Below are 11,849 nucleotides of genomic sequence, written 5' to 3'. Positions count from 1 at the left end.
GCACTTGCATCAAGTGTGACAAATGGGTGGCCATCACGGTTTCGGAATCAACGACCGTAAAACCAGCCATTTGTGCGGCTTCCTTCTGCCGCTCGTCGATCCAGTGTGCTGGCAGGCCGAACGCGGGGTCGGTGGTGGGCGTGCCGATCAGCGGGGTGGTGATGCCACCGGGGTTGATGGCCAGGAACATGCCGGGGAAGGCTTCACCTTCGCCCACGACCACACCGCGCAGGGTGATGCGGTAGCCGCTGGGCTTCAGTTCGAGGTTGTCGCGCACATGCACGGCAGGGGGCAGAAAACCCACCTCTTGCGCGAACTTGCGGCGCACGCCTTTGATGCGGGTGAGCAGATCGCCCTGGCGGCTCTTGTCCACCAGGCTGATGAGGCGGTAGCCCAGCTCCAGGCCGAGCAGGTCCACGGGTTGCAGATCGTCCCAGGTGGCTTCGCCATCGCTGGCGGGAGGCGGGGGCGCTTCAACTTCTTCGGGCACTTTCTGGCGCTCGTACATCATCCAGGCGCCGTAGCCCAGCAGGGCGCCCATGGTGAGAAACACCAGGTGCGGCATGCCGGGGATCAGCCCCAGCAGCACCAGGATGCCAGCCGTCACGCCCAGTACACGGGGCGACATGAAGAGCTGCTGCACGATCTGGCGGCCCATGTCGTGGTCCTTGCCCACGCGCGAGATCACCATGGCCGCGGCCACCGAAATCAGCAGGCCGGGGATCTGTGCCACCAGCGCATCGCCAATGGCCAGCAGGATGTAGCTGTCGGCGGCCTGCTTGGCCGAGAGGTCGTGCTGCAGCACGCCGATGGCGAAGCCGCCGATGATGTTGATCAACAGGATCAGGATGCCGGCAACGGCATCGCCGCGCACGAACTTGGAGGCACCGTCCATGGAGCCGAAGAAGTTGGCTTCTTCCGACACCTCGGCACGGCGGCGCTTGGCTTCTTTTTCGTCGATGAGGCCCGCGTTCAGGTCGGCGTCCACCGCCATCTGTTTGCCTGGCATGGCGTCCAGCGTGAAGCGGGCCGACACCTCGGCAATGCGCTCGGCGCCCTTGGTCACCACCACGAAGTTGATCACTACCAGGATGGCGAACACGATCAGGCCCACTGCGAAGTTGCCGCCGATCAGGAAGTGGCCGAAGGCCTCGATCACCGCACCCGCAGCGCCGGGGCCGGTGTGGCCCTCCAGCAGCACCACGCGGGTGGAGGCCACGTTGAGCGACAGGCGCATCAGCGTGGTCAGCAGCAGCACCGAGGGAAAGGCGGCGAAATCCAGCGGGCGCAGCATGTAGGCCGCCACCATCATCACCATCAGCGCCACCGCGATGTTGAGCGTGAAGAAGGCGTCAAGCATCCACGGCGGGATGGGCAGCACCATGAGCGCCAGGATGGCCACCACCAACAGGGGCGCCGACAGCCCCTGAAGGCCGCTGGCGTTGGCTCCCGCCCACTGCTGCAAGGACTTTACGGAGGTGTTCATACGGCGGCGCCTTGCACGGGGTTGCGGTTCAGCGGATCGAGTTCAGGCGGAACATGGGGCTCCACCAAGCTGTCGGGCATGCGGCCTTCGCCGCGCAGCGCGGCCTTGAGGCGGTACACATAGGCCAGCACCTGGGCCACGGCGGTGTAGAGCGTGGCGGGGATGGCCTGGTCCAGCTCGGCGTGCGCATACAGCGCGCGGGCCAGCATGGGCGACTGCAGCACCGGGATGTTGTGCTCGCGGGCGACGTCGCGGATCTTCATGGCGATGAGGTCGGTGCCGCGCGAAATGACCTGGGGGGCACTCATGGTTTTTTCGTCGTATTTGAGGGCCACGGCATAGTGGGTGGGGTTCATGACCACGAAGTCGGCCTTGGGCACGGCGGCGACGCTGGCGCGTTCGGCGATCTCGCGCTGCTTTTGGCGGATGCGGCCCTTGAGGTGCGGGTTGCCGTCCGATTCCTTGTGTTCCTGCTTCACCTCTTCGTGCGACATCTTCAGCCGCGCCTTGAAGAAGTAAGCCTGCAGGGGCACGTCCACCAGCGCAGCCAGGAACACGACGAGCAGCAACAGGCCCACGCCCGAGGTAAGCCAGTCGCCGATCTGTCGGATGGCCAGGGGCGAGGGTTGCAGCACCAGCATGGCCACCGTGTCGATGCTGTTGCCAAGGAACTTCCAGGCCACGTAGGCCAGGATGCCGCTCATCAGCACCATCTTGGCCACGTTGGCCATCTGCTGCTTGGAGAAAAGGTTGGCCAGGCCCGAGAGGGGGTTCAGCCGGTTGAACTGCGGTGTGATGGGCTTTGCGCTGAAGATCCAGCCGCCAGCGCCGATCGCGCTGATCAGGGCCGCGCCGCTGGTCAAAACGGCGAAAACCAGGCTGGCGACCAAGCCCACGCCTACCATGTCCGAGAGGCGCTTGAGCATGGTGCCGGGTGCCATCACGGTGGCGGCATTGAATGCCAGTTGCTGGCTCATGGCGTGCTGCATGTGGTCCATGAGCAGGGGGGCCAGCAGCAGCATGCAGGCCGCGCCCGCACCCAGGATGGCCAGGTGCGACAGATCGCGCGAGCGAGCCCCTTGTCCGTCTTCGCGCGCTTTTTGCAGCTTGCGCTCTGACGCGGGGAGGCTTTTTTCTTGGCTGGATTCCATGATGGCATGACGGCTGGTGTCATGCCATTGTCGTGAGCGACCTGGAAATCTAAAGGTGGATAAGGGGGCTGCAGCCCCCTCTTTTCGCTACCGCACGCAGCGGCCTTGCTGGCGTGGACGAGCCCGGAAGACGGTGCTCAATATCCGGGTGGAATATCAAAAATGATAGCTGCCAGCGCTTGTTGTATAAGCGCTAGAGCCCATTTTGACTGACAAAAGGCTGGAGAGGGCGTTAAAACCCGAGGCTGGCCAGCAGGTCGTCCACTTGGGACTGGTCGGTGACCACGTCGGGCGTGTTCTCCGGGTCCACCACGGGGCCTTGCAGGTGGGCGGGCTTGGTGTCGGCTGCCTGTACCTGGGCGTTGGGCGGGGCGGTCTGGATGAGCAACTGCACCAGCTGCTCCTCGATGTTGGCGGCCAGGTTCACCACACGCGCAATCACCTGGCCGGTGAGGTCGTGGAAATCCTGGGCCATCATGATCTCGGTGAGGTGCGTGTCGGCTTCTTTGGTCACCCGCTCCACATCGTTCAGGAAATTCATGATTTCCCCCTTGGCCACGGCGGCTACCGGGTCTTTGACCAGAGAGGCCACTACGCGCCGGGTTTCCGCGGCGATGAAGTCGTGTTGGGCCTTGGCCTGCTCTACGCGGTTGAGCACCTTTTCGGCCGCCTCGCCGGTCAGGCGGGCGATGTACGACAGGCGGCTTTGCGCATCGGGCAGCTCGCCCATCGAGCCGCGCAGCTTGTCGGCGTAGCCCAGCTCGTTGAGCGAGTCGTGTAGCTGACGGGTCAGCAGGCCGATCTTCTGGTGGACTTCGGCAGGCTGTTGGCTGTTGTGGTCCGGAGTGGCGTCCATGGTGTCATAACCCCATCTTTTTCAGGATCAAGGTCACTTTTTCTTCGAGTGTTGCCTTGGTGAAGGGCTTGACGATGTAGCCCGCTGCGCCCCCTTGGGCGGCGGCGACGATGTCTTCCTTTCGGGCCTCGGCGGTCACCATCAGGACGGGCAGGTGTTTGAGCTTGTCGTCCTTCTTGATTTCGGCCAGCAACTGGAAGCCGTTCATGTTCGGCATGTTGATGTCGGTGACCACGAAGTCGAACTTGCTGTTGCGCAGCTTGTTGAGCGCGGCTACGCCATCCTCGGCCTCGTCAGCATCGGAGAACCCGCTTTCCTTGAGCAGGTTGCGCACGATGCGTCGCATGGTGGAGAAGTCGTCAACGATGAGGAAACGAAGGGCTGTGGTCACGTGGGACCCTTTCGGTCGGAAGTATCTATAAGTATTGTCATGGGCAGCAGGTTTTGTGACAAGTCGTAACCGTCACCTGCTTGGGGGGGGATTTTCCCGCTTTTCATTCAACAGTTCAGTGGAAGTGATTTCGGGGATCCCCTTGCCCATGAGACGTTCTTCGGCTTCGCGGGTCAACACCGTGATGGTGATGCGCCGGTTGGCGGGTGCGCGCGGGTTGTCTGGCTCCAGCAGATCGCTGGCCGCCAAGCCCACCACACGGCCCAGTTTAGCGTCTGGCATGCCGGCCGAGACCAATTCGCGGCGTGAGGCGTTGGCGCGGTCGGCCGACAGCTCCCAGTTGCTGTAGCCCCGATCGCTGTTGCCATAGGGCACGGCGTCGGTGTGGCCCGCCAGGCTGATGCGGTTTTCCACGCCCCCAAGCGCGGCGCCGATCTCGCGCAGGATGTCGCGCATGTAGGGTTTTACCAACGCGCTGCCGCTGTCGAACATGGGGCGGTTCTTGTCGTCGATGATCTGGATCTGCAGGCCGTCGGGCGTGATGTCGATGCGGATCTGCGATTTGTACTCATTCAGGCGCGGGTTTTCGGTGATGAGCGCGTCGATCTTGGCTTCGAGCGCCTTGATGCGGTCCCGGTCCTGCTTGGCGCGCTCGGCTTTGGCGGCGTCAATGCTCATGCGGCGCTGTTTGGCCTCGTCCACATCGGATCGGCGCACCTGGCCATGCACCTTGGCCAGGTCGTTCCCCCCGCCGGGGATCACGCTGGAGCTGTTGCCCGCGCCGTCGCCGCCAGCCATCGCCACCTTGAGCGGCGAGGCGAAATACGCCGCAATCCCCTGCAGCTCGCCCTTGGCCGTGGAGCCCAGCAACCACATCAGCAAGAAGAACGCCATCATCGCCGTCACGAAGTCGGCATACGCGATCTTCCAGGCGCCGCCATGTACCGCATGGCCGCCTTTCTTGATGCGCTTGATGATGATGGGCTGGAGTTTCTTTTCTGCCATGGCGTTGCGTAAGCGGCGGCGCTGCCGTCGCTGCTACTTCTTGCCCTTCACATGCCCCTCCAGCTCGGTGAAGCTTGGGCGGACGTCGGAGAAAAGCACCTTGCGGCCAAACTCAATGGCCGTGGCGGGGTTGTAGCCCTGCATGCTGGCCAGCAGGGTGGACTTGATGCACAACAGCTCCTTGGAGGCATCCTCGGTCTTTTGTTCGACCAGGCCACCGAGGGGCTCGACCACACCGTAGGCCAGCAAAATCCCGAGGAAGGTACCCACCAGCGCCGAGCCGATCATGCCGCCCAGCACCGACGGCGGCTGGCCCACCGAGCCCATGGTGTTCACCACGCCCAGCACGGCGGCCACGATGCCGAAGGCGGGCAGGGCGCCCGCCAGGCGGGCCAGTGCGGCCACGGGGGCGTGTGCCTCCTGGTGGTGGGTGTCGATTTCGCTGTCCATCAGCGCCTCGATCTCGTGCGAGTTCAGGTTGCCCGACACCATCATCCGCAGGTAATCGGTGGTGAACTCGATCACATGGTGGTCGCTGCCCACGGTGGGGTATTTTTTGAAAATTTCGGATTCGTGGGGCGTCTCGACATCCTTTTCGATCGCCATCAGCCCTTCCTTGCGGGCTTTCTGCAGGATGTCATAGAGCATGGCCATCAGCTCCATGTAGCGCTCCTTGGTGTACTTGGAGCCCTTGAGCGCCATAGGGAGAGCTGCCAGGGTGGCCTTGATCACCTTGGGCTGGTTGTTCACCACAAAAGCGCCCAGGGCGCCCCCCAGGATGGTGATGATCTCGAAGGGCAGGGCCTTGAGAATCACGCTGATGTTCCCGCCGTGCACGATGTACACACCGAAGATGCAGCCTAGGCAGACAACGTAACCGATGATGACGAACATGCTTTAGACGTGTTGGGCGGCGGCGTTGCGGGAACAAAACAGCGGTTCGGGCCGAACCACCACCAAAAAAGGTTTACCGAAGGTTACTGTAAATGTATCGGATTGCTGAGCGCCAAATGGCCCAAGAGAGGCGCCAAAGCGGCGCTTCTCTTGGAAATGGTGTAACAGCCGCACCGGCAATCGCCGCATTTAGGCTGTGTTTCGGCGCCGACAGGCCCTTTTGGCCGCGCGGGGGCTGCACTATGCTGCGGGCATGAAAGCCGTACTGCTCGCGGGGGGGCTGGGAACCCGCATCTCTGAAGAGTCGCATCTGCGTCCCAAGCCCATGATCGAGATCGGGGGGCGGCCCATTCTTTGGCACATCATGAAGATGTACGCCGCCCATGGCGTCAACGACTTCATCATCTGCCTGGGCTACCGCGGCTACGTGATCAAGGAGTACTTCGCCAACTACTTCCTGCACATGTCGGATGTGACCTTCGACATGGCCAACAACCGCATGGAAGTGCACCACCGCCACGCCGAACCCTGGCGCGTGACGCTGGTGGACACCGGTGAAAGCACCATGACTGGCGGGCGCCTACGCCGGGTGCAGGAGTATTTGCCCGCAGGCGAGCCCTTTTGTTTTACCTACGGCGACGGCGTGGCCGATCTTGATATGGCAGCCCAATTCGCTTTCCACCGCGCCCATGGCCGCCAGGCCACGGTGACGGCCGTGCAGCCCCCCGGCCGCTACGGTGCCCTCGTGCGCAACGGAGACACCGTGGCCGGGTTCGAGGAAAAACCGCGCGGCGATGGCGGCTGGATCAACGGCGGTTTCTTTGTGCTGCAACCTGAGGTGATCGACCTCATCGATGGCGACGCTACCAGTTGGGAGCTGGAGCCCATGGCCCGCCTGGCCGCCAGCGGCCAGCTGCGCGCCTTTGAGCACACGGGTTTTTGGCAGCCCATGGACACGCTGCGCGAGAAGAACCTGCTCGAAGATCTGTGGCAATCGGGCCGCGCGCCCTGGAAATGCTGGTAGGCCACGATGCGCCCTGATCCCGACTTCTGGCGCGGCAAGCGCGTGTTGCTCACCGGCCACACCGGCTTCAAGGGCGCCTGGCTGGCTTTGTGGCTGCAGCGTCTGGGTGCGCAGGTCACCGGCGTGGCATTGCCGCCCGCCACCGACCCCAACTTGTTCACCTTGGCCCAGGTGGGCTCAGGCATTGAGAACCATTTCTGCGACATCCGCAGCGCCCAGGCGCTGGCCATGCGCGTGCGCGCCGCCCGGCCCGAGGTGGTGCTGCACCTGGCCGCCCAGGCGCTGGTGCGGCCCGGTTACGCCGCGCCGGTGGACACCTTTGCCACCAACGTCATGGGCACGGCGCATCTGCTTGATGCCCTGCGCGGCCTGGCCGACGTGCGCGTGGCTGTGGTGGTTACCACCGACAAGGTTTATCGCAACCGCGAATGGGCTTACCCCTACCGCGAAGATGATCCGCTGGGTGGGCATGACCCCTACAGCGCCAGCAAGGCCGCTGCAGAGCTGGTCACGGCCAGCTATCGCGACTCTTTTCTGGCCGCGCAGGGCATGGCCGTGGCCACCGCCCGCGCGGGCAACGTGATCGGCGGCGGCGACTGGGCGCAAGACCGCCTTTTGCCCGACGCCGTGCGCGCCTGGGCGGCGGGCCAGACCCTGCACATCCGCCGCCCTGAGGCCACGCGCCCCTGGCAGCATGTGCTGGAGCCACTGGCCGCCTACCTGCGCCTGGCCGAGCGGCTGTGGGCGTCTCCCGCGCTGGCCGGTGCCTACAATTTTGGCCCGTTGCCACACGAGGCTGCCACGGTGAAAAATGTGGTCGAATTGGCATCCAGTGATTATCCATCAAGCGCAACAAGCTATGAAAAAGATAGTGAAAAACTGCATGAGGCGGGTTGGCTGGCGCTAGAGACTGCGCACGCCCGCCAGGCGCTGGGCGTGGCCCCGCACTGGGCGCTGAGCACGGCGGTGGCCCGCACCATGAACTGGTACCGCCAACAACACGGCGGCGCCGATGCTCGCACGCTGTGTCTGGCCGACATCGACGCCTGGGAGGCGCGCTCATGAGCCGCCTGGCCCTGGTGCCGCTGCCCCTGGCGGGTTTATGGCGCGTGCAGCGCCAGCCCCTGGTGGACGAGCGCGGATTCTTTGCACGCCTGTTCTGCGCTGAGGAACTGGCCGCAGCGGGCTGGGCGGCGCCCATCGCCCAGATCAATCACAGCCACACCGCGAAAAAAGGCGCTGTGCGCGGCATGCACTACCAGCGCCCGCCGCATGCCGAGATGAAGCTCGTGAGCTGCCTGCGCGGCGAGGCCTGGGATGTGGCCGTGGACCTGCGCCAGGGCTCGCCCACCTTTTTGCAATGGCATGCCGAGCACCTGTCCGCTGACAACGGCAACGCGCTGCTCATCCCGCCCGGTTTTGCCCATGGCTTCCAGGCGCTGACCGACGGCGCCGAGTTGCTGTATTGCCACTCGGCGGCCTATGCCCCGGCGGCGGAGGCGGGCCTGCACCCGCTGGACCCGCGCCTGGCCATTGCCTGGCCGCTGCCGCCGGGCGGGCTGTCGCCGCGCGATGCGGGCCAGCCCTGGCTGACCGACGAATTCGAAGGAGTGCGCCTGTGAAGTGCCGACACTGCGGCAGCCCGCTGCAACTGCCCTTTTTGGACCTGGGCAGCGCCCCTCCGTCCAACGCCTACCTGAGCGAGGCTGCCCTGCGCGCGCCCGAAGTCTGGTTCCCGCTGCGCCTCTTGGTCTGCCAGACCTGCTGGCTGGTGCAGACCGAAGACCACGCCGGGCGCGAGGCGTTGTTCACCGACGATTACGCGTATTTCAGTTCGTTCTCCTCGTCCTGGCTCGCGCATGCCCAGGCCTATGTGCAGGCAATGCGCGAGCGCCTGTCGCTCACGCCCGCAAGCTGCGTGGTCGAGGTGGCGTCGAATGACGGCTACCTGCTGCAGTATGTGCAGGCGGCGGGCATCCCTTGCTATGGCGTGGAGCCCACGGCCAGCACGGCGGCCGCTGCCCGCGCCAAAGGCATCGATGTGGTCGAGCGCTTCTTTGGCGTGGCCCTGGCCGACGAGTTGGCCCAGGCCGGCCGTCAGGCTGATCTGATGGCTGCCAACAACGTGCTGGCCCATGTGCCCGACATCAACGACTTCGTGGGCGGCTTCACCCGCCTGCTCAAGCCCCACGGGGTGGCTACGTTCGAGTTTCCGCACCTGCTGCGCATGGTGCAGGGCTGCCAGTTCGACACGGCCTACCACGAGCACTATTCCTATCTGTCGCTCACGGCCGTACAGCGCATCTTTGCGGCCAACGGCCTGGTGGTGATCGACGTGCAGGAGCTGCCCACCCACGGCGGCAGCCTGCGCGTATTTGCGGGCCGGGCCGATGCCGTGAACCACCCGCAGGCCACCATTGAAGGCGCTGCCCGCGTGCAGCAGGTGCTGGCCCAAGAGGCCGCTGCCGGGATGTTGGGTGCAGGTTTTTATAGCGATTTCCAGGCCCAGGCCATACGGGTAAAGAGCGAGCTGCTCACATTTTTATTGCAGTGCCAGGCCGATCGTGTCTCCGTGGGGGCTTACGGGGCCGCTGCCAAGGGCAACACCCTGCTCAATTTCGCCGGAGTGCGGCCCGACCTGCTGCCCTACGTGGTGGACAAGAACCCCGCCAAACAAGGCCAGTACCTGCCCGGCAGCCGCATCCCCGTGGTGGGTGAGGCGCATTTGCGAGCGCACCGGCCCGAGCGCATCCTGATCCTGCCCTGGAACCTGCGCAGCGAGGTGGCCGACCAGCTCGACTACACGCGCAACTGGGGGGCGCAAATGGTGGTGGCCGTGCCGCGGCTGGAGGTGTTCTAGGTGATTGAACTGCACGCTACCGCCAAGGTCTCGCGCCTGGCGGACATTGAAGACTCGGTGCGCGGCACCCGCATCGTGGTGGGTGCACATTCGGTGATCGACAGTTTCGTCAAGGTCAAACCTGCAGGCGGCAGCGGCGACCTGCTGGTGGGCGAGCATGTGGTCATCAACGCGGGCTGCGTGCTCTATACCGGCAACGGAATCCGCATCGGCAACCATGTGGCCATTGCCGCCAATTGCACCTTTGCGCCGGTCAACCACGCCTATGCCGAGCGCGACCGGCTGATCCGCGAGCAGGGCTTTTTGCCAAGCAAGGGTGGCATCGTGATCGAGGACGACGTGTGGATCGGCGCCAACTGCGTGCTGCTGGACGGCGCCGTGCTGCGGCGCGGCTGCGTGGTGGGCGCGGGCTCCATCGTGCGGGGCGAGTTGCTGGCCTACACCGTGTACGCCGGGCAACCGCTGGCCGCCGTGGGGGAGCGCCGGTGACCGGAGCGCCGCCTTCTATGTTTACCGTGCTGGGCGCCTCGGGCTACATCGGCAGCCGCCTGGTGGCACACCTGCGCACCCAGGGCCACACGGTGTGGGCGCCTGTGCGCGGCGATGCCGAGGTGTTCACCCGGCCGCTGGGCCATGTGATCTATTGCGTGGGGCTCACAGCCGACTTTCGCACGCGCCCGTTCGACACCGTGGACGCCCATGTGGGGCTGTTGGCTGAGGTGCTGCGGCGCGCGCGGTTCGATACGCTGCTGTACCTGTCGTCCACGCGCGTCTACATGGGAGCGGTCAACACCGAAGAAGACGCGCCGCTGAGCGTGCTGCCGGGCGACGCCTCGTACCTGTACAACCTGACCAAGCTCACCGGCGAATCCCTGTGCCACGCCAGCGGCCGCGCTGGGGTGCGCGTGGCGCGTTTGTCGAACGTGGTGGGGCCTGGCATGGACGCGGCATCGGGCAATCTGGTGGCGGACCTGCTGCACCAGGCGCGCCAGGGCCAGGTGGTGCTGCGCTCCGACCCCCGTTCCGCCAAGGACTATGTACGGGTGGCCGACGTGCTGGACTGGCTGCCGCGCATCGCCTTGCAAGGCCGCTTTGCGGTGTACAACCTGGCCAGCGGCCGCCAGACCACGCATGGCGAGTGGCTTTCCTGGCTGCAGCAACGCACGGGCTGTGCGGTGCGGGTGCAGCCCGGTGCACCGTTGCAGCCGTTTGCGCCGATTGCCGTGTCGCGGCTGCATGGCGAGTGGGGCGTAACGCCCCGGCCCCTGTTTGACGACGATTTGCTGGTATTGAATGACGAAACCGCTGGAGTAACCCCGCCATGAACCCCGTTGACCAATTCGCCCAGGAACGCCACGACCGCCTCGCGGGTTATGCCCAGGACACCGCGTTCCAGACCCTGTCGCGCGACTGGCTGCAGGCCTCGATGCAGCGGCAGTACGTGTACAACTTCGACTGGATGGGCCGCCCCATCATTCAGTACCCGCAGGACATGGTGGCCATGCAGGAGCTGGTGTGGCGCGTGCGGCCCGACCTCATCATTGAAACCGGCATTGCCCACGGCGGCTCGCTGGTGCTCAGCGCCTCGCTGCTGGCCCTGCTCGACATGAGCGACGCCATCGAGGCGGGTACCACGCTGGACCCACGTGCCTCCCGCCGCAAGGTGCTGGGCGTGGACATCGACATCCGCGCGCACAACCGCGCCGCCATCGAATCCCACCCCATGGCCAGCCGCATCGCAATGATCCAGGGTTCGGCGATTGCGCCGGACGTGGTGCAGCAGGTGCGCGAATTTGCGAAGGGCTACCAACGCGTGCTGGTGTGCCTCGATTCCATGCACACCCACGACCATGTGCTGGGCGAGCTGAACGCCTACGCGCCGCTCGTCACCTCCGGCAGCTACTGCGTGGTGTTCGACACCTTTGTGCAAGACATGCCGCCGAAGTTTTTTGCCGACCGCCCTTGGGACGTGGGCAACAACCCCAAGACGGCTGTGCACCAATGGCTGGCGGAGCATGCCGAGTTTGAGATCGATACCGAGATGGAGCAGCGCCTGCAGGTGACGGTGGCGCCACACGGGTTTCTGCGCCGCAAGGGGTGATGCTGGGGGTTGTCTAAGAGTTTGATTAAAAAAGGGGATTGCTCCACAGGTATTGATATCTGAGGCCATCGATAGCACAAT

The 11,849-nt window shown here is 64.8% G+C and carries 13 protein-coding genes; 7 read left to right on the top strand and 6 right to left on the bottom strand.

The window, feature by feature from the left end:
- The 6 genes from Q0105_RS13420 to motA form a co-directional block, all read right to left on the bottom strand.
- On the bottom strand, nt 1-1,486 hold a 1,486-nt coding region (locus tag Q0105_RS13420), incomplete at its 3' end, for a flagellar biosynthesis protein FlhA (RefSeq protein WP_298212600.1).
- Nucleotides 1,483-2,637, bottom strand: a complete 1,155-nt coding sequence (locus Q0105_RS13415) for an EscU/YscU/HrcU family type III secretion system export apparatus switch protein (protein ID WP_298212598.1) — start codon at nt 2,635-2,637, stop codon at nt 1,483-1,485. The genes Q0105_RS13420 and Q0105_RS13415, both read right to left, overlap by 4 nt.
- A gap of 232 nt (nt 2,638-2,869) precedes the next feature.
- Nucleotides 2,870-3,493 carry a protein phosphatase CheZ gene (locus Q0105_RS13410; RefSeq protein WP_298212596.1) on the bottom strand — a complete coding sequence of 208 codons (624 nt, stop codon included), beginning with the start codon at nt 3,491-3,493 and terminating at the stop codon, nt 2,870-2,872.
- 4 nt (nt 3,494-3,497) lie between these two features.
- Nucleotides 3,498-3,884 (bottom strand): chemotaxis response regulator CheY, encoded by a 387-nt coding sequence (cheY, locus tag Q0105_RS13405; RefSeq protein WP_015015821.1) that lies wholly within the window; start codon nt 3,882-3,884, stop codon nt 3,498-3,500.
- A gap of 72 nt (nt 3,885-3,956) precedes the next feature.
- On the bottom strand, nt 3,957-4,889 hold the full coding sequence (motB, locus tag Q0105_RS13400) for a flagellar motor protein MotB (RefSeq protein ID WP_298212594.1): 933 nt from the start codon (nt 4,887-4,889) through the stop codon (nt 3,957-3,959).
- A 33-nt stretch (nt 4,890-4,922) separates the two neighbouring features.
- Nucleotides 4,923-5,783 carry a flagellar motor stator protein MotA gene (gene motA / locus Q0105_RS13395; protein WP_298212592.1) on the bottom strand — a complete coding sequence of 287 codons (861 nt, stop codon included), beginning with the start codon at nt 5,781-5,783 and terminating at the stop codon, nt 4,923-4,925.
- A gap of 253 nt (nt 5,784-6,036) precedes the next feature.
- Here motA and rfbF point away from each other — a divergent pair, with 253 nt between their 5' ends.
- From rfbF to Q0105_RS13360, 7 genes are read left to right on the top strand one after another with little or no spacing between them, the layout of a single operon-like run.
- Nucleotides 6,037-6,807, top strand: coding sequence for a glucose-1-phosphate cytidylyltransferase (rfbF, locus tag Q0105_RS13390; RefSeq protein WP_298212590.1), 771 nt, complete (start codon nt 6,037-6,039; stop codon nt 6,805-6,807).
- Nucleotides 6,808-6,813: 6 nt separating this feature from the next.
- Entirely contained in the window at nt 6,814-7,872 is a 1,059-nt protein-coding gene (rfbG, locus tag Q0105_RS13385) for a CDP-glucose 4,6-dehydratase (protein WP_298212589.1), read from the top strand.
- Nucleotides 7,869-8,429, top strand: coding sequence for a dTDP-4-dehydrorhamnose 3,5-epimerase family protein (locus Q0105_RS13380; protein ID WP_298212587.1), 561 nt, complete (start codon nt 7,869-7,871; stop codon nt 8,427-8,429). The genes rfbG and Q0105_RS13380 overlap by 4 nt, the downstream gene beginning before the upstream one ends.
- Nucleotides 8,426-9,667, top strand: a complete 1,242-nt coding sequence (locus Q0105_RS13375; RefSeq protein WP_298212585.1) for a class I SAM-dependent methyltransferase — start codon at nt 8,426-8,428, stop codon at nt 9,665-9,667. Before Q0105_RS13380 ends, Q0105_RS13375 begins: the two co-directional genes overlap by 4 nt.
- Nucleotides 9,668-10,156: an acyltransferase gene (locus tag Q0105_RS13370; RefSeq protein WP_298212583.1), complete on the top strand. Its 489-nt coding sequence runs from the start codon at nt 9,668-9,670 to the stop codon at nt 10,154-10,156.
- Between the two features lie 17 nt (nt 10,157-10,173).
- Nucleotides 10,174-10,992 (top strand): NAD(P)-dependent oxidoreductase, encoded by an 819-nt coding sequence (locus Q0105_RS13365; RefSeq protein WP_298212581.1) that lies wholly within the window; start codon nt 10,174-10,176, stop codon nt 10,990-10,992.
- On the top strand, nt 10,989-11,768 hold the full coding sequence (locus Q0105_RS13360) for a cephalosporin hydroxylase family protein (RefSeq protein ID WP_298212579.1): 780 nt from the start codon (nt 10,989-10,991) through the stop codon (nt 11,766-11,768). Before Q0105_RS13365 ends, Q0105_RS13360 begins: the two co-directional genes overlap by 4 nt.
- The last annotated feature ends 81 nt before the right edge of the window (nt 11,769-11,849 follow it).

Origin of the sequence: Acidovorax sp., from assembly GCF_027492855.1 — a bacterium.
In the GTDB taxonomy this organism is placed as follows: domain Bacteria; phylum Pseudomonadota; class Gammaproteobacteria; order Burkholderiales; family Burkholderiaceae_C; genus Acidovorax.
The sequence above is the reverse complement of the archived record's forward strand: the minus strand, read 5'-3'. Positions and strand labels throughout refer to the sequence as shown.

Coding starts and splice junctions, on each gene's coding strand:
- motB (WP_298212594.1), bottom strand. CDS start 4,889: ATGGCAGAAAAGAAACTCCAGCCCATCATCATCAAGCGCATCAAGAAA.
- Q0105_RS13415 (WP_298212598.1), bottom strand. CDS start 2,637: ATGGAATCCAGCCAAGAAAAAAGCCTCCCCGCGTCAGAGCGCAAGCTG.
- rfbF (WP_298212590.1), top strand. CDS start 6,037: ATGAAAGCCGTACTGCTCGCGGGGGGGCTGGGAACCCGCATCTCTGAA.
- motA (WP_298212592.1), bottom strand. CDS start 5,783: ATGTTCGTCATCATCGGTTACGTTGTCTGCCTAGGCTGCATCTTCGGT.
- rfbG (WP_298212589.1), top strand. CDS start 6,814: ATGCGCCCTGATCCCGACTTCTGGCGCGGCAAGCGCGTGTTGCTCACC.
- Q0105_RS13360 (WP_298212579.1), top strand. CDS start 10,989: ATGAACCCCGTTGACCAATTCGCCCAGGAACGCCACGACCGCCTCGCG.
- Q0105_RS13410 (WP_298212596.1), bottom strand. CDS start 3,493: ATGGACGCCACTCCGGACCACAACAGCCAACAGCCTGCCGAAGTCCAC.
- Q0105_RS13365 (WP_298212581.1), top strand. CDS start 10,174: ATGTTTACCGTGCTGGGCGCCTCGGGCTACATCGGCAGCCGCCTGGTG.
- Q0105_RS13380 (WP_298212587.1), top strand. CDS start 7,869: ATGAGCCGCCTGGCCCTGGTGCCGCTGCCCCTGGCGGGTTTATGGCGC.